Here is a 16,647-nt window from a genome sequence, read left to right as displayed (position 1 = left end):
CTTTGCCACCTCTTATATGCCTGTTATCAAATCTCCCACATGGTTTCATCTCCGCAGATGTTACGGATCTTCAATCTAACCGGTTTCTTTTCGCTGCGGATAGCTCCGTCCCAGAACTCCTTGGTTTTCTCGCCGTTGCGGATGACATAACCCAGCTTGTCGATCTTGATCTCGCTGTCGGAGTGCCACGCTCCGTCAGCGGCGGTGCAGTCAAGGCTCAGATACTCGATCAGTTCCAGCCCCTCCTCGCTGATTTCAATGGGCTTGAAGGGCTTCTTGGGCGAGGCGTTCATGCGGGCTTTGTTGTTGAACTCCGTGATCTTTTGCAGCACGCGGTCACTGACGAAGCTGTCGATCACCACCTGCCAGCCGCCGAAGAGGTCATCATGGACTTCTGTGCAATGGAACGATGCCTCGTCCCCAATGGCCACATCGTCCAACACCGTTTTCAGGTCGCGCAGTTCAATCTCCACGGTGGTACTGTCGTCCGCGGCGATAAAGCGGCGAATTTCATCCTCGTCGGTGATGTCGATGTAATACACGATGACCTTTTTCACATTACTATCCAAGTCAGGGATGGCCTGATGGAGAATGCGGTTCATCAGCACCACATCCAGCAGCTTGGAGCTGCTGTCCATCAGGTTCGGCACATAGACAGGAATCATGCCCAGCTTGCTGTCAGAGATGGCTCCCTCCCAGAAGGAGTCCAAATCGTCCTCGTTTTTTAGACCGGGAATGAGGGACTTGATCTTATCCATCGTCTGAACGGGGTTGCGGTAAAGCTGTACGCCGTCCTTGATCTCCAGTACATCAAATTCCGCGCCATCAGTAACGAGGCGGTCGCGGGCGGTCTGGATGGAGTTGAGCCCGATGTCGCAGTGGATAAAGCGCCGCCCCAGCTTGTTGGCAACGGCGGCAGTCACGCCGCTGCCGCCAAAGAAGTCGGCAACAACCATTCCTTCATTGGACGAACTTTTTAGGATACGTTCAAGCAACGTTTCCGGCTTTTGCGTAGAGTAATTTACCGCCTCTGTTGCACGTCCCGCCACATATGCAATGTCCGACCAATTGTCATTGAGGGGAACCCCTGGGAGTTCATCCATAAAAACAATTCTGCATCGTTTGATCGGCTTTCCGTTTTTTCCGAGGCGGATTCTTCCGTGACTATTCGGAACTTCTGTCTGTGGCGCGTTCCATAATTCTTCAAACTTCTCCGGAACTGTGCGCCAGCGGGCTACTGTACCATGAAAGTCGTATGCGACCATCTTATTCTGGGGGTCAAGCATGTTTTCAAACTTATAATATCTGCCCGACGGTGCTTTCGCCCACTCATCAGCAATGTAGGCTTCAGTATAAGGCGTATACTGAATGTTAAAGGTATATGTGTCAGAGAATGAATAGAAAAAAATACTATCCTTTACTCGGCTATAATTTTGTGTGCTGTCATTATGCGAAGCGGTACGTACCCATGTGATTTCATTTCTAAAATTATCCTCACCAAACACTTCATCCATCAGAATTTTTACATAGTGCCCGATATGCCAATCCAGATGCACATAGATCGATGCCGTTTCACTCATGACGCCCTTGATCGCCATGAGGTTTTCGTACATCCAGCTCAGGTACTTTTCTTTATCCCAGACATCGCCGTACATCTTTTCCTCAAAGGCTTTCAGCTCGTCCACATCCAGCTCCCGCTCCGCCTGCGCGATGGCCTCGGCAACCTTGGGATTGCGGCGGATATAGACCTTTTTGGCGTAGTCCGCGCCGCTGGCAAAGGGCGGGTCGATGTAGACCAAGTCAACCTGAATGCCCTGCTCTTTCAAATAGGCGCAGGCAGACACGCATTCGCCGCGAATGACCATGTTGCCACCGGTGTTCTCGCCCACGGTCTCCTGCTTCTCCATCTCGTACAGGGGCATTCCCCGCTGGAGCGTCATGGACAGTTCGTCCGCGCCCTTGTAGCGCAGAATGCGGTTGAAATTTCCCAGCACCGCCTGCCCCTCCACGGGTTCTGGAATGAAGGGAATGTATTTAATGGGCATTATCCTTGTCCTCCATTCTCCATGTGGTGTATGAACTGTTCAAGTGACATTGCCATCCCCATAGAGGCAAAACATTCTCGAGCCAGTTGCTGGTTTTGTTCCGGAGTTAGTTGATTCAGCGCTTTAATACATTCAATCACTTTACACTTTGCATTCAGATATTTGTCATCAAAATCTACTGTAGGTCTGATATTCATTGTTTGTCCGCCCCTTGTTTTAATGTGATCAGGAGACGAATGATGTTACCTGTTTGATACATAAGGTATTCCAGAAGTCTGTTGCTTGTGGCATCTCGATGCTTTGCGTAGTTGTTCATAAAGCTTGTATATGCTTGAAGCAATGTTTCAAAATTTCCACTTACTTCTTTAGGAACTCCTTGGCTTTTCAAATATGTCCCATATGTATTTTTGTAGTTTTCGAGTGACTTGTTGCCTCCAAAAAACTCTTGGAAAAAGTTTTCCAAGGTTTTGCGAAATTTGTCTGCAATATCGCTGGCGTTATCCGAAGTTGTTTCTGAATATTCTTTTAGAGCTTTTACAAATGCCTTGCGCGACTCAGGATAATCAGCTAACCACTCTAACGGCTCAGAAACAAGCGCATCATCCAATTCTTTTGCGCCTTTGGGGAAAGCAAAGTATTCATCGTCATTCTTTATCAACTCAACCGGAATGTGCGATTCGGTTAACATTTGGACTAATAAGTTCGCAAAATGCGCTCTTGTCCAATTTGAGGGAAGAGCCTTTTGAGGTTCTATTGAATTTGTGAAGGCAATATAATAAGCCAAAAACTCTTCTAACCTGTTGCGGTGTCGATTTAATATGGTTAAACACTCGTTGAAACGCTCCCGATTATGATAGTCAGCAGAAAGCTGCTGATTATACCGAGAACCTGTTAAGTTGCAGAAAGAAAAATACTCACTACTTGTAACACATCCTGAGTGTGTCTCTTCGGAAATTCCGTTTAAGAAGTTAAATATTTTTGTGAGGAAAAAGGTGAATTTCTCCCCATCATAGCATCCAATCCCTAATTTTTCTCTATAGTCTAAAAAATCCATACTATACTCCTTCAAAAAAACCGCAGATTTTCTCATGTGTTTGTCTGATACGTTCCGCATCTGCCAGAGTATCCTCCAGATAGAGATACTCAAATCGCTCATAGCCGAACGCCTGATTGTTATAGCGGGAGAACTCCATTTCCATAAAAGTCCGCTTATCCTTGAACGCAGGGTCATTGGCATAAATACAGCCCTTGGTTTCCACGATAATGGCCTTGTGAATTTTACTATCTTTGCGCTGGAGAACGAGGAAGTCCGGCGTGTACATTCCAATATATCGCCAGCCACCGTTCAGGCGCTGATAGCACTTGATCTTAAATTCCGTCATGGCACGGTCGCCGTTGTAGTAGACCTCCAAGCCAAGACGCTCAACCTCATCAAAGGTCAGGACTTCTTTGAGGAAAGTCTGCTCAAAGCCGCTGTCTGTGTGATAGGGCAGATAGTGGAAGGTGCGGTCTTTTTGCGGATGGGACGAATTTTGCTTGCGAAGCATCTCCAAAATGGCGGTATTTCCGGTTTCCTCTGCCAACTCCATCATGGCCTGCTCTTTTGCGCTGACTTTCAACTTACCTTTATCATCCAGAATGATGCGTTCTACCAAGTCCTGTGCGGGGTAGTAATCGTCCGGTTTCTCTGTGTGGACTGTGGGAGTGAAATTTGCGATATTCAGCAGGCTGGCTTCCTCGGGAATCAGCTCTTCCTTTGTGTGGAAGGTGCGCTTTTCGCAGAACGCCTTTCGGATATTTGCTTCCACCATAGCATGGTCGTAGCGGGAACTGTAGTAACGAACGCCGTCGCGCTCGTAGGTCACGGTCAAATAGACCTCCCGCAGCAAATCGCTGTAGCGGCTTAATTCCTGCATGGTCAGTGAACCAAAGCTGCCCTTGACAATACGAAGCAGCCACGTGGCAAAGGTCGCCTGTTCTGTGCCGCGCTCAGTATCATCCACCTTGATGTCCTGAGTCTCCATAGTCAGGTCGGTGGTCTTGATAATGTCACCAGACACCTTCGCTTCGTCTGCGGCAACAGGGATCTTTGATTCCGGAGCGGCAGGTTCCTCGGTCTGGGTTTCGTAATTGACTTTGAACTGGTAGAAATCAATTTTGGGCAACTTTAAGTAAGCGGTGCGGTCATACCGCTTGATTTCAGTTTTACCGTGGCTGGCCTCGGTGAATTCTTTCAGAGAAATGCGGTGCTGCTGTTGGAGTTGAGCATTGAGCTTGTCCGCGTTGCTGTCGTTCAGGTAGATGAGTGCCGTTTCCGGCGCGTTCTTATCCCCCTGACGAAGGCATCGGCAGGAGGTTTGCAGCACCATATTCTTCGGGCAGTCGCCCTCCTGCGAGAGGATGATCCCCGTCAGGCTGCGGCAGTCCCAGCCCTCCTTGCCGATTTGAACCAGCAAAACAACGCGGATTTTAGAAATTGCTTTATCCAGTGAATCAAACTGCATCTGGCTGTCGGTAGGCTGGGGATACTGCTTATTGCCCTTGTGGAACTTGAGAATGGTGTCGCTGCCAAAGCCGCATTCCGCGGCGATTTTTGCGACAAGCGGGTAAACAAGTTCTTCCAGCTTTTCAATGGTTCCGCAGTAGATGCCCAGCTTTGCGACTGTGCCATTGGCATAGACGGTATCCTTGTAGGTTTCAAAAAATTCACGCACACCGGCTTCAATGATACGGCTGCTGTCCGCAAACTCCGCGATCTTCACCACCGGACGCTTGAGAAAATTTCCAACACCGTTAATGAGCGGGTAGTAATACACGATATTTGTGATCTCCGCTGTGGCGACTGACAGATTGTCCACCACGGTGATTTTCTCTGCTTTTTCCAGATACGGCGTGCCGGAAAAGCCGATGACTGAATTGACCGTATCATTTTCCGCCCAACGTGTGACAACAGCCCGCAGTTTGATTTCATCGCTGACAGCGTGGTGTACCTCGTCAATGAAAATAGACAAAGCGGGGAGTTTGCCGATCAGGTTGCGCAGCTCATTCGCCTGACGATCTTTTTCGTCATCACTTTCCTCAAATAGGTTGATTTGACCTTGACTTTCCTGAATACGGTCGAGAATGACTTTTTCCGCGTTAGTGACGGCAACCAGACCGAACAACTCCGACAGCGGCTGATGGTTTGCAATTTTCTGCACATTCGGGTTTTTCGTCTTGTTGGACTTCTTTGCCGTTTTGCTCTGATCCAGTACCTCAAAGGAGATCATGCGCTTGAGTTCCGAAGCGGCCGGTTCGGGAATGACCCATGTAGGATCAAAGTTTTGAATAGTTTTCAGACTGGGGACAACGGAGGACTTCAGGCCGGAGGGCGCAAAGATAATAAAATTATGTGCGAAAGCAGAATTTTTCGGCTCATTCCGTGCAAAGTATAAGTCCAGATAGATAAAAGCCGCCATCAGATAGGTCTTGCCTGCGCCCATGGGGAGGCTGAACAGGTAGTCGGTGTAAGATAAATCATAAAAGGCGTCGCGAAAGAACTTACCATAATCAATGCTTTCTGGAGCTTTACGAATCTGCTGTTCCAGCTTGGGAGAGACCTGCTCTCCTGCATCGTTGGTGAGGCAGGCGTATTCAAACAGTGCCGCAGCAGCTTTGTTTACTTTGAGGTATTCACGGGTGCTGTGCGATACCTCCGAATCATCCAGATCCAGCGTATTGAACGCACCCTCGTAGAACAGCTCCGCTAAAGGCTTGCAGCTACACGCGATTTTCAAAAACAGATAGGTTTTGATTGCCTCAACCTGCGCATCGCGCATTTGCCCGGTTTTTACGATGTAGTCAATGACCGCCTTGACTGTGCAGGTCTCCGAAGCCAACCACTCATTGCGCTTGGCTTCGATCATTTTGTAGAACATAGTAACACCTCGCTACCCTCTCACAGTTCCATCGCTGTTTCGTTCAGCAGGAATTTCTCGATGCCCACATACAGGATCCCGTTCTCATCGTGCCATGGGATGATATTGTCCTTCACCACCACGATCTTCTTAAAGGAGTCCCCCACGCGGTTGAGGGAGTTTACTTCCTGCGCCCGCTTTTCCTCGTCCGTCACGGTCAAGGCAGATTGGATATAATACCGGCGGCTCCCCTTGTTTGCCACAAAGTCGATCTCCAACTGCGTGCGCTTGCTCTTTTTCTGCTCATCCTTGTAGCAGTACTCCACTACGCCCACATCCACATTGAACTCACGACACAGAAGTTCATTATAGATGATGTTTTCCATGATATGATTTTCTTCCTGCTGGCGGAAATTCAGTCTGGCATTTCGCAAGCCCACATCGCTGAAATAATACTTCAGCGGCGAGCCGATATATTTTCTGCCCTTCACATCATAGCGGTCTGCCTTGTAGATCATAAAGGCATCCACGAAAAACTCCAGATACCGGCTGACAGTCTCATCGCTGATGTTGACCTGCCGCTCGCTGCGGAAGGTCTTGGCAATTTTACCCGCGTTGGTCAGGGAGCCGACTGAGGAGGAAATGATGTTCAGAATATCATCTAAAACGGACTTATCGTGCAAGATCTTGTTCCGTTCGATGATGTCGCCAAGATAAATCTTATCAAACAGGGATTGCAGGTACTTTGCCTTTTCCTCGTGGCTCTTTTTCATCATCACGAGGGGCAGGCCGCCGTAAGTATAATACTCCTGCCAAGCGTCCCGCTTGTCGCCCTCGTAGGCATGGTAAAACTCTTCAAAAGACAGGGGATTGACCCGGATCTCATCGCCGCGCCCGCGAAATTCGGTCAAAATATCCGAGGACAGCATTTTCGAGTTGCTGCCCGTCACATACACGTCAATATTATCGTGTCTCATCAGGCCGAGGACCACGTCCACAAAGCCGATCTTATCCTCCGCGCCCTGAATATAGGGGTTCTGAATGGTTACGACCTTCTGGATCTCGTCGAGGAACACATAATAGGTCTTGCTCTCATCTGTGGTCATGCTACGAATGTATTTGCCCAACTCCAGCGGATTGCGGTACTGGATGTTTTCGTCATCGTCCAGCGCAAGGCAGATGATCTGCTCGTCCTCCACACCGATGGATTTCAAATAGCTCTTGTAGATATTGAACAGCAGATAGGACTTTCCACACCGCCGGATGCCGGTGATGACCTTCACTAAACCGTTTTCTTTTCTTGCGATGAGCCGTTCCAGATATTTTTTCCGTTCAATCATACCCATACCTCACTCGGGAATTTTGCGTAATTACGCAGTTTTCTTGACCTCATTATATTGTACTCCCGAAAGCAAGTCAATATTCACTTTCGGGAATTTTGCGTATTTCTCCAATTTACAATGCTGTCATCAAATTCAACCAGCAGTTCAATGACAGCGCCAACAAAACAGACTATAAATATAATTGAGCCGCAGGCTTCGGCCTGCGGCTCAATTTCTGCAATTTTCAATTCAGGCTTTGCGGCAACTAAGATCTCATCCATCCGTACATCCAAGAGAGCACTCAGGGCGTAGAGGTTATCGACGGTGGGCAGGCTTTTCCCGCTCTGCCACTTGTAGATGGCCTGCGGTTCTTCAAAACCGAAAAACACCTGTATATCACGAACCGTCAACCCTTGCTCCAGACGCAAGCGCATAATGTTTCTGCCTGTTGCAGCAGGATCAATGACCGGAAACGATACAAGGCTCATTTTCTCAGCCTCCTTGGTGAATTTCCCAGTGGGAGATTTTAGCATAGCGAATTTCAAGCAGAAAAACAACTATTTTCACCAAATTGTAATGAAATTGCAACAAGAGGTTCTATGCAACACGCACTTTGTTCAACTTGAAAGCCATTCCCTGCTCTTTCGGAACTATGCTTTTGTGGATACGAAAGACTATCTTGCGGATCAGCTATTCATTCAGGAGAAAGTGCGGGTCTATTTTAGACAGGAAACCCATCGCACCGACAACGACTACTGCGTTATTTTCTGTAAGGTCAGGAAGCGTGACGAAACGGCTTTTCTGACCGCCCTTCAAAAACTGCCGGCTAAGATGCTTCTTTTGGGACATGCTGGCTATCTTGATTTTTGCCGTAGCTTTCAAGAGTTACTTAATGCACCACAGAAGGAGGGACTTCATGAATAAATTGACCCCATTAAAAAAGCAGGCGAAACGGGCACAGCGAGCCTTTTACACAAAGCAGCGCGGTTCCTGGAACGGCCTTTGTCCGGTCACAAAGCGGATCGAGAGTGGAAAGACCTACTGCCGAGCAAAGAGCAAACGAGAACTTCTCCGTGATACCAATAAGGGGGTATGACCGATGAAGCGATTCTTACAGGAGTACGATGAGGATGTGCGTCATAGAAAGAAATCCAAAACCTCCAAGACTTCAAAAAGTGTCCAACGTTCTAATCACAAACACGAATATGAAAAAGTTATCATCCGAGAATTTATTGGGTATGCATGGGGCGGAAGATGCAGGCTCTGTGGAAAATTTCGGAGCCATTACGGTCAGTTTTCTGCCAGTCGCTATATGGATTTCCGCAGGCCGGACTCCCTTGGGCAACAAGGAATTTCCAACGAGTCCTTTTTCAGCTTAGAGGAGATCCGTGCAAAATTTCCTGATGTACCGATCTACGAATTTTCCTATGAGGATGTGCAATATCATTTCGTTCCATAAGTAGTCGGGATCACAGCGGTTTCCACCCCGGCCGCTTGGCTAAATCCATCATTCCGAAACAAAACTGCTCCCACGGCGCTAATGTAAACCGCAAATGTTCAATTTGTATTTTACAGAACTTCAAGTGGTTCTCGTTCTACGCTGTTGTGTGGTCTTCCGCTCAATCATGTTTTCGGAGAAACCTTGCAAAACTGAAACGAAATCTGTACAATAAAAGCAGCAATGGCAAATTATTTGCCCATATAAAGTAGCCCATCTGGATGAAGATATTTCTGAATGGCAGGAGTGGGCAAACGCAAAAGCGGATTGGTACGATCCGACCATATCCCGAGAGGATGAGCTTCTGGGAAAACGAGATCACGCAAAAGCAAAGGATGAAAAAACGCCAAAGCATTCTGGATATTGGTGGTAAAAGACGGCCTGACTCATGCAAATGACATGAGTCGGGCCGTCCCGACATTATGTATTAGTTCCAGCCTTGCCGTTTTGCCAGATCCAGCATGGCGAAGCTGAAACGCTGCCACGGTGCCAATGTCATCTGTGACGGGTCGCCCTCGCGGATACGCATGGTGCGGCGAATCTCCTTGGGAATGACCACCCGGCCCAAGTCATCAATGCGCCGCACGATTCCGGTTGCTTTCATATCTCAAACTCCTTTATCAGTCGATTCCTATGTCTAACTGGAAGTAGTATCTGCCATAATTTCCGCCTTATGCCGCCGGCGGGCTGGAACTCTTTGGCAGCAAGCAAGCCAATCAACAAAAAATATGTTTGTGCTTCAGAAAAGCAGTTGACGCACCGCAAAAAATATGCTATAGTAATTAGCACTGATGTGGAGATTTGGGAGCGCAATACTTTTCAAAGCTTCTCAAAATTCCACCGCGAACAAACGCAGTCCCCAGAATTTCATAAGCTGGTGTAGCTCAGTCGGTAGAGCAGCTGATTCGTAAGAATCAGGTCTGCGACCCCAAAAGTGAATATGCTAATGTAGCTCAGTCGGTAGAGCAGCTGATTCGTAATCAGCAGGTCGTGTGTTCGAGTCACATCATTAGCTCCAGAAAACAGCGGAAATCGAATGATTTCCGCTGTTTTCATAACTTTTAAGAAAAGCTTTGACCCACACAAATTGCGGTTACACCTCACGCCGAAGGCATTTTTCTTCGACGCTTTTCAAAAATTACCGTCTTGAAACACCGGCCCGACCCACACCGTGACCCACACAACGAACTGTGCGGAAAGAGCCAAAGAGCACCGGAGAGGAAACCGTTTCCTTTCCGGTGCTCTGCTTGCCTGTGGGACTTATCGAATCTGTGCCATAAAGCTGCCCATTTTCTCCGCGGCCTTTTGCTGCATCTGCCGCGTGGCGTGGGTGTAGGTGCGGAGGGTGAAACCCGCATCGTAGTGGCCCAGCATCGAGGATACTGTTTTGACATCCACTCCGTTTTGCAGTGCCAGCGTTGCGAAGGTATGTCGGAGATCATGAAAGCGGATATGCTCCAGTCCCGCATCCTTGAGGATTTTCTTATGAAGGTTTACCACCGAGTCTGGGTGGTACATTTCTCCTGTTCTGCTGGACGGGAACATCCACGGATTGTCCGGGTGCTTGGTGTGCTCCTGCTTCAATAGCTCCACGGCATCCTGCGGAATGGACACCTCTCGGATGGAATTCCCGGTTTTGGGTTGGCTCAGAATGAGGTTTCCCTCTGTGTCCCAGCTGGCCTGCTTACTGACGGAGATGGTGCAGTTGGCTTCGTCAAGATCGCTCCATTGGAGCGCCACCAGTTCGCCCTTTCTCAGTCCGCTGACCAGCTCCAGATAAAACATTGGGAGTGCGCCGCGCCGTTCAGCGGCGTCAAGGTATGCGCTGATGTGGTCTGGATGGAGGATCTTCATTTCTTGTTTTTCAATTTTAGGGATGATGCAGTTCTCCGTGGGATTGCTGAGGATGCGTTTTTCTTTCACCGCCCGGTCAAGGGCATTGTGCAGCATCATGTGGATGCCTCGCACAGTGGAGTTGCTCAGTCCGGTTTTTTTCTTTTTCTGAACTTTCCGCAACCTGCCGTTGCTTTGTAGGTCATTGTAGAGCTTTTGCAGGTCACGGGTAGTAAGCTTGTTCAGAGGAATGTCTCCGATAGCCGGGGCAACATGCTGTTCGATGTTCCTGTGGTAGTAGTTCATGGTGGAGGGGCGGATATGCGGTTTGGCATATAATTCAAACCACGTCCGCAGCCATGTGGCAACCGTATATTCATTTGCGCGGCTGATATCCAATTCTCTGCTTTCCTCAATGGCTTTCTTTAGTTTCGCCTTGCATTCCGCCTGTGTCTTACCCAGCACATTTTTGATGATGCGCTTTCCTGTTTCAGGGTGGTAGCCTGCTGTGTATCATCCCTCCCAACGTCCGTCTGCGCGTTTGCGAATGTTGCCTTCACCGTTTGCACGTTTTTTTGCCATGAGCATCGCTCCTTTCTTTGGTAGCCACAACACATACCACACCTTGCGCCGGAAAGCTACTGATTCTTCCAAAGAAATCGATTTTTTTGAAAATGCTTTTATTGATTCCAGCAGTGCAAAATGTACACGAGTTTTGAACTGCCTTTTGCGTTTCTTAGGTCAACGGAGTGCCATTGTAAATCATTCGAAAATGTGTTATCTTCTTCGCAGAAGCGTCCATACAGAATTCTACACTTTTCACGCAAAGGGGCTTTTTATGAGTAAGATCAAATCTTGGTGTCACGCCAATGCCATGCTGGTCATTTCACTACTGGCTGCAATTGTAACGGCATTTTTTGTTCCGCCTGATAGGGACTACTTAGGTTATTATGACCTCAAGACACTTGCTTGCCTATTTTGTGTGCTGGCAGTGGTGGGTGCTTTGCGGGATCTGCATATCTTTTCCGCTCTTTCCCAACGGATGGTACACACCTTTTCCACTGTCCGGGGCGTTTGTACGGCGCTGGTGGTTATCACCATGTTCGGCTCTATGCTCCTGACCAATGATACCGCCTTGTTGACTTTTCTGCCACTGGGTTGGTTTGTCCTTTCCTCCACTGGACAGGAAAGGCACACGGCGCTTCTGTTCATTCTGCAAAACTGTGCCGCTAACCTCTGTGGGATGATCACGCCTTTCGGCAATCCGCAGAATCTCTATCTTTTCAGCTATTATGACCTTTCCGCGAAAATATTTTTTTCCGCAATGCTGCCGCCATTCATCCTGTCTACTGTTCTCATTCTCCTGTGCTGCTTAGTGTTTCCAAAGGAACAGCTTTCAGTGCCGGAAGCACAGGTCACGGTAGACTCACGCCGAGCCGTTATCTATGGTGGACTATTCTGTTTAGCCGTTGCCATGGTGCTGCGACTGGTACCCTACATTCTTGGCTTGGCTGTCATCGTTCTGGCGCTCTGGCTGTTGGACCGTCATGCGCTGAAAACTGTAGATTGGGGATTGCTGGCCACTTTCGCTGCTTTTTTCACCTTTTCCGGCAACCTTGCCCGGATGGAAGCTGTTCGGGTACTGTTCGCCCGCCTTTTGTCCCACGGAACCATTCTGATTTCTGCGCTTACCTGCCAGATCATCAGCAATGTCCCTGCCGCCATTTTGCTCAGCCGCTTCACGCAGGATGCCCGCGGGCTTCTGGTTGGCGTCAATGTGGGCGGCGCAGGAACGCTGGTAGCTTCGCTGGCAAGCCTCATTACCTTTCGGGAATATACACGCCATGTTCCTAATGGTGGAAAGCAATTTCTTTTTCTTTTTTCTGGGATCAGCTTTACCTTTTTGACGATTCTTTTGATGGCCATGTCCTTCCTGAACGGATGAGCCTTTATTGCCAGCATCTTTTGGGAAAATCCTTATTAATTTCAACAGTTCAAGATATACACTCTTTGTGTGGTCTTTTAACCTGTGGAATCAATGGAATTTCATTGAAAATCCCTGTTGCTGTTCCAACTCGTGATCGTCCGGCTTGTGGCCGAGGGCGACGCGCTTTTGCCGCAGCTGCGCCAGCCGCTTTCGGTCGATTTGGATGCCGTTGGCAGCGGGAGCCGGGGCGTTGTCCCGAAAGATATTGCCCATGTGGTAGAGCAGTCGGGTAGAGGCCAGCAGGACGGAGGGCGGCTCCTGTTCGCCGCGCTCCATGCGTTTCATGAAAAATTCCGCGTAGGCGTGGCCGTTATCCCGCGCCGCCGCGAACCATTCGTAGGCGGCGTCCATGTCCTTCGGAACGCCCTCACCCATGAGGGTCAGCTTGCCCAACAGATACTGTGCGTAGGCGCTGCCGTTATCCGCGGCCTGCCGCAGGTATTCCGCCGCAGTCGAAGTGCCTTTTGACACATTTTTGCCGCTGAGATATTCCTTGCCCAGCCGGTAGGCAGCGTAATCGTTGCCACTGTCAGCTGAGCGTTTCAGCCAATAGATGCCCTTGGCAGGATCGTGCACATCTGCATCATCAGAGAGATACAGCTTGCCGAGGGCGTACTGCGCCGCATCGATTTCCTGCTCGGCGGCGCGTTCCAAGAACTTTTGTGCTTTGACCATGTCGTGAATCAGCAGTCCGCCGTCACGATACGCCGTGCCGATGACGTATTGGGCGTATGCGTCACCATCCTCCGCAAGCTGCTCCAACTGCTCCGCCGCTTCATCCCGTTCCTCCAGAGGGAAACTGTCATCGTTCGCCATGCTTTGCAGATTCTGGCACTCGTAGCTCATGGCGTAGGCGCTGATCTGCTCGCCGTCATCCTGCATTTCCGCGTCCTCAAAGGAAATTCTGTTCATGCGAATATGCTCCGCCTCACGGATGACGGCGTTCTTGATCTGGCGGAACTCCTTTTGCTGAGACAGCGGTGGGCGCAGACGTTTCTTCCCCTCGGAATAGTAATCCTCCACCTGACATTGCAGTTCCCACCATGTCTGGTAACACGCATCCACAGTGGGCAGCCGCGCCATTTGGTCGACGATCTCATCCACCAACTTTTTCATCGGCTTCGGCAGATAGCCGTAGGTTTTCTTGCCCGCTACGATGCTGAGTTGTTTGGAGAGTTTCCAGATCATCTGCTCCGCCTCTGGGTGGATGCAGGTCATCCCCCGCATGGTCTGCACCAGTTCCAGCATTGTCCGCCGCGCTTCCCGTACCAGCTCATCACGGGATTTGCTTTTCTGCTCATAGACGTGCAGCAACTCCTGTCGGAAAATCTGGTTGGTCAGCGTGGACTTGATCTGCTGGATACCATCTTTGGACAGGTACGCCTGATTCGTTTTCACCGACCACGCCATCATGTGGACATGGGGATGATTCCCTTCGTCATGGAAGGCGGCGTACCAGTGAAAGTCCTCCGGCGGAATCTTCATCGCCGCGGCGATGTCATTGCGGTGGGTACGCAGTAATGTGCGCCACGCCTCCGCGTGGTTGTAGCCAAGCCGCTCCGCATCCTCCCGGTGAAGGGAGATGATGTGCGTCCACACATTGCCGGTGTAGTGATCCAGTTCATCCATGACTCTGCTCAAATCCACATCGTCATCGTCACCGAAGAGACCGTGTTCCCCCAACCGCTCCGCTCTGGGCCGCAGGGCGATGTACTTGGCGTAGCCATCCATCGAGGAGAGCCTGTCCCAATTCGATTCCAGCGCCAGCGTGATGAGCGCGGACGCCGTTGCTTTTGTCGGGTGTGAGCTGTAGTCCTCGTACTCCATCAGCTCTTTTGCGTCAGGAAAATCCTTCACCAATTTCGCGATGAGCTGCGTCTGCTTGTTGGTGGGCGGACGGTCATCCGGGATAATCTCCACCCGCTCCCGCGTCGCGATGTACTTGAGGTACCCGCCAGCGCTTTGCCCAGTGCCGCACTTGATGTACGGACTTTTGACAATCAGCCTTGCCATGCTTCGCTCTCCAGCTCACGGAGCTTCTGCTCCAACCGCAGCTGACCGTTAGTGCGCTTGACGGCGGCGATGCTCTTGGCCCGTTCCTGTCGCAGCACTTCCTCGCTCACGTTGAGGCTTTGCAGGAGGATGGACATCGCCATGTCCATCTCCACTGCCTGCTTGTAGAGCAGCGACGCGATGCGATCCTCGAAGAGTTTCAGCCGCGCGTCGATGGCGGATTGCACCGCACGGGGCAGCGCGGTGCTTTCGCCTGCGGCCAGCATATCCGCGTAGCAGTTCACCGCCTTTTCGATGAACTCGTTTTTGCTGCGGCAGTTATCTTCCTGATACCACCGTTCTATTTTTTGCTTGGTCTCCGGTTCCGGCCGATAGGTCAAGCGATCCTTGTTATCACTCATAAAATGCCTTCTTTCTCACTAAGACGCCGTCGAAAAGTCTGTATTCATCGGCTTTTCACGGACGTTAGACGCCAATCGTACAAAAAATCTTCCGAATAGACGCCACAACCGCCTGCGTTGAAACCTCCGTCAACTGCCCGCACTGCGGGCAGGAGTGATTGGGCAGAGCGTCGGTTCCGACGCCAGCCCTTTATCCTGCTTTTCGTCGGCGCAAGCTCCATATCCCTCATTTCCGCCGAAAGCGGCGAAAACTCACTCATCCCGCTGCGTCTCCTCTTCCCACCGAACCCGCTTCGCTGGGCTTCGGCGGGAGCCCTGTTTTCTTTGACGACCATTGCTTGCAGGCATCTCCACCTCGCTTCCGACAAGAAACAGCACACGGTAAAAGTTCGGCTTCAACACCTCCGGCACAAACGGCTCACGTTCGTTTTCACAGGTGAAAGCGGGTACACACTTGCCTTCACCAACAGGATCGCACACAGCGGCTTACACGGCGAAACACGGGGCGTTTTGGATGGGGGCGCTATCACTACCCTCGGAGCGTTTTGCGCGGTTCGGAAACCCTGCGCGGCCGGGTATCAGAACGGCAAACTTTGCCGCTTTCGGGTCTTGGTCGGGTGTGCTCCCGAAGGCGCAGACTGTCAATAAAGTGGTAAATTCTCCGCGACGGAAAGGAAGAGTGTGCGCGGGAAACCCAAGAGGGGTGTCCTGCGCCATTGAAATCCTAAGTTTTCAGAACTTTTATAAAGTTCTGAAAACTTGCTCAGCGGGGAGAAAAGACTTTTTCGACACGCTGAGCCTGCGGGACAGCGATGCGCTCATGCGCGTCGCTGTCTCGAGGCGTCGCGGCCTCGCTGGGCTGCGTGATCCCATTGCTGTTTCTCTTGCCGCATTGATGGGCTTCACGGTTTTGGTTGCCTATGATAACAGCACGCAGAGAACATATCTGCTGTTTTCACACGCTGGTCTGCTCCATGCGTCTTGCCACTCGCTGCCGTTCCTTTGCCCTGTCCACAGCATCCATCTGCCGCTTATAAAACTGGTCGATGGAAAACTGGATGGGCAGGATCGTGTAGAGCAGACTTCCGTTTTGCTTGCGGCCGTCCCGCGTGATGATGCTGGTGCGCTCTGTGCGGATGAGCCCGCGTTCCTCCAACTCCTGCACATACTTCCGCACGGTGTTGCGGCTCATGCCCACCGCCTTGCCGATGGTGGCGTAGCTGGGATGGCACTGATAGGTTCTGCGGTCTTCGATGCGGAGCAGGTAACCGTAGACAACGATCGCGCCGTGAGACAAGCCCAACTGATAGATCTCATTGGGCAGAGGAAAATAGTTCTTGACCGGGTCGCGCTTTGTCCAAGTTCTCATCTGGCACCTCCAGTCTGCTGCTCCACCCACTGTTGGAATTTATCCTTGGGCACCACGAACCGACTGCCGACGCGCACAGACGGAAATACTTCTTCGTGCATCAGCTCGTAGGCACTGGAGATGGACACGCCCAGCACCTTTGCCACCAGTTCCGCATTGAGGAACAGCGGCAATTCATCGTAGCTGTGATAGGTCGATATTTTCAAAATCGTTACCTCCAATAGAATTCAGAGAAAAATTACTTGCGTTTCGGAGGTCCCTCTGTTAGACTGTTTGCAGATGG

Annotated in this window: 13 protein-coding genes, 1 tRNA gene and 2 pseudogenes; 4 read left to right on the top strand and 12 right to left on the bottom strand. The window is 50.4% G+C overall.

Translation table 11 applies throughout. The annotated features are described in order from the left end of the window. Positions 1-26 precede the first annotated feature (26 nt). The 6 genes from PY311_RS07265 to PY311_RS12660 all read right to left on the bottom strand — a co-directional run bounded on the left by PY311_RS07265 (position 27) and on the right by PY311_RS12660 (position 7,751). Positions 27-2,045 (bottom strand): DNA methyltransferase, encoded by a 2,019-nt coding sequence (locus tag PY311_RS07265; protein WP_286148012.1) that lies wholly within the window; start codon positions 2,043-2,045, stop codon positions 27-29. Then, a complete protein-coding gene (locus PY311_RS07260) occupies positions 2,045-2,242 on the bottom strand; it encodes a hypothetical protein (RefSeq protein WP_187015765.1) in 198 nt (65 codons plus the stop codon). The genes PY311_RS07265 and PY311_RS07260 overlap by 1 nt, the downstream gene beginning before the upstream one ends. Further along, on the bottom strand, positions 2,239-3,099 hold the full coding sequence (locus tag PY311_RS07255; RefSeq protein ID WP_286148011.1) for a hypothetical protein: 861 nt from the start codon (positions 3,097-3,099) through the stop codon (positions 2,239-2,241). Before PY311_RS07255 ends, PY311_RS07260 begins: the two co-directional genes overlap by 4 nt. Before the next feature lies 1 nt (position 3,100). Beyond that, positions 3,101-5,962, bottom strand: a complete 2,862-nt coding sequence (locus tag PY311_RS07250) for a DEAD/DEAH box helicase family protein (RefSeq protein WP_286148010.1) — start codon at positions 5,960-5,962, stop codon at positions 3,101-3,103. A gap of 20 nt (positions 5,963-5,982) precedes the next feature. Further along, complete coding sequence (locus tag PY311_RS07245; RefSeq protein WP_286148009.1) at positions 5,983-7,281, bottom strand: ATP-binding protein; 1,299 nt, start codon at positions 7,279-7,281, stop codon at positions 5,983-5,985. Positions 7,282-7,364: 83 nt separating this feature from the next. Further along, positions 7,365-7,751 (bottom strand): helix-turn-helix domain-containing protein, encoded by a 387-nt coding sequence (locus tag PY311_RS12660; RefSeq protein WP_350309715.1) that lies wholly within the window; start codon positions 7,749-7,751, stop codon positions 7,365-7,367. Positions 7,752-7,779: 28 nt separating this feature from the next. Between PY311_RS12660 and PY311_RS07235 the strand changes: the two genes are divergently transcribed. Together PY311_RS07235 and PY311_RS07230 are read left to right on the top strand one after the other, a co-directional pair. Next, positions 7,780-8,187 carry a hypothetical protein gene (locus PY311_RS07235; RefSeq protein ID WP_286148007.1) on the top strand — a complete coding sequence of 136 codons (408 nt, stop codon included), beginning with the start codon at positions 7,780-7,782 and terminating at the stop codon, positions 8,185-8,187. Positions 8,188-8,362: 175 nt separating this feature from the next. After that, positions 8,363-8,722 carry a hypothetical protein gene (locus tag PY311_RS07230; protein ID WP_286148006.1) on the top strand — a complete coding sequence of 120 codons (360 nt, stop codon included), beginning with the start codon at positions 8,363-8,365 and terminating at the stop codon, positions 8,720-8,722. Positions 8,723-9,257: 535 nt separating this feature from the next. Here PY311_RS07230 and PY311_RS07225 read toward each other — a convergent pair. Beyond that, a pseudogene (locus tag PY311_RS07225) lies at positions 9,258-9,365 on the bottom strand (AbrB/MazE/SpoVT family DNA-binding domain-containing protein); the annotation flags it as partial. Positions 9,366-9,703: 338 nt separating this feature from the next. Here PY311_RS07225 and PY311_RS07220 point away from each other — a divergent pair. Next, positions 9,704-9,779: transfer RNA gene (locus PY311_RS07220), tRNA-Thr, on the top strand. A 242-nt stretch (positions 9,780-10,021) separates the two neighbouring features. Here PY311_RS07220 and PY311_RS07215 read toward each other — a convergent pair. After that, a pseudogene (locus tag PY311_RS07215) lies at positions 10,022-11,176 on the bottom strand (tyrosine-type recombinase/integrase). Between PY311_RS07215 and PY311_RS07210 the strand changes: the two are divergent. Next, the gene (locus tag PY311_RS07210) at positions 11,142-12,539 is read left to right on the top strand and encodes an SLC13 family permease (protein ID WP_491066566.1); all 1,398 of its coding nucleotides are present in this window, start codon (positions 11,142-11,144) and stop codon (positions 12,537-12,539) included. The pseudogene PY311_RS07215 and the gene PY311_RS07210 sit on opposite strands and share 35 nt — an antisense overlap. 90 nt (positions 12,540-12,629) lie before the next feature. Here PY311_RS07210 and mobP3 read toward each other — a convergent pair whose 3' ends face one another. From mobP3 to PY311_RS07190, 4 genes are all read right to left on the bottom strand, one after another. Further along, positions 12,630-14,594 carry a MobP3 family relaxase gene (gene mobP3, locus PY311_RS07205; protein WP_286148005.1) on the bottom strand — a complete coding sequence of 655 codons (1,965 nt, stop codon included), beginning with the start codon at positions 14,592-14,594 and terminating at the stop codon, positions 12,630-12,632. Beyond that, complete coding sequence (locus PY311_RS07200; protein WP_286148004.1) at positions 14,582-14,995, bottom strand: hypothetical protein; 414 nt, start codon at positions 14,993-14,995, stop codon at positions 14,582-14,584. Before PY311_RS07200 ends, mobP3 begins: the two co-directional genes overlap by 13 nt. Before the next feature lie 955 nt (positions 14,996-15,950). Next, the gene (locus PY311_RS07195) at positions 15,951-16,364 is read right to left on the bottom strand and encodes a helix-turn-helix domain-containing protein (protein WP_286148003.1); all 414 of its coding nucleotides are present in this window, start codon (positions 16,362-16,364) and stop codon (positions 15,951-15,953) included. Next, positions 16,361-16,570, bottom strand: coding sequence for a helix-turn-helix transcriptional regulator (locus PY311_RS07190; protein WP_286148002.1), 210 nt, complete (start codon positions 16,568-16,570; stop codon positions 16,361-16,363). The genes PY311_RS07195 and PY311_RS07190 overlap by 4 nt, the downstream gene beginning before the upstream one ends. Positions 16,571-16,647 lie beyond the last annotated feature (77 nt).

It is taken from the genome of Neopoerus faecalis, assembly GCF_029218125.1.
Classification (GTDB): Bacteria; Bacillota; Clostridia; order Oscillospirales; family Oscillospiraceae; genus Oscillibacter; species Oscillibacter faecalis_A.
Note: the sequence above shows the minus strand (reverse complement) of the source record. Positions and strands in the feature narration are given on the sequence as shown.

What these genes read in the sequence shown, in the direction of transcription:
- PY311_RS07265 (WP_286148012.1), bottom strand. Translation starts at nt 2,045, where the DNA reads ATGCCCATTAAATACATTCCCTTCATTCCAGAACCCGTGGAGGGGCAG.
- PY311_RS07260 (WP_187015765.1), bottom strand. Translation starts at nt 2,242, where the DNA reads ATGAATATCAGACCTACAGTAGATTTTGATGACAAATATCTGAATGCA.
- PY311_RS07255 (WP_286148011.1), bottom strand. Translation starts at nt 3,099, where the DNA reads ATGGATTTTTTAGACTATAGAGAAAAATTAGGGATTGGATGCTATGAT.
- PY311_RS07250 (WP_286148010.1), bottom strand. Translation starts at nt 5,962, where the DNA reads ATGTTCTACAAAATGATCGAAGCCAAGCGCAATGAGTGGTTGGCTTCG.
- PY311_RS07245 (WP_286148009.1), bottom strand. Translation starts at nt 7,281, where the DNA reads ATGATTGAACGGAAAAAATATCTGGAACGGCTCATCGCAAGAAAAGAA.
- PY311_RS12660 (WP_350309715.1), bottom strand. Translation starts at nt 7,751, where the DNA reads ATGAGCCTTGTATCGTTTCCGGTCATTGATCCTGCTGCAACAGGCAGA.
- PY311_RS07230 (WP_286148006.1), top strand. Translation starts at nt 8,363, where the DNA reads ATGAAGCGATTCTTACAGGAGTACGATGAGGATGTGCGTCATAGAAAG.
- PY311_RS07210 (WP_491066566.1), top strand. Translation starts at nt 11,142, where the DNA reads ATGTTGCCTTCACCGTTTGCACGTTTTTTTGCCATGAGCATCGCTCCT.
- mobP3 (WP_286148005.1), bottom strand. Translation starts at nt 14,594, where the DNA reads ATGGCAAGGCTGATTGTCAAAAGTCCGTACATCAAGTGCGGCACTGGG.
- PY311_RS07200 (WP_286148004.1), bottom strand. Translation starts at nt 14,995, where the DNA reads ATGAGTGATAACAAGGATCGCTTGACCTATCGGCCGGAACCGGAGACC.
- PY311_RS07195 (WP_286148003.1), bottom strand. Translation starts at nt 16,364, where the DNA reads ATGAGAACTTGGACAAAGCGCGACCCGGTCAAGAACTATTTTCCTCTG.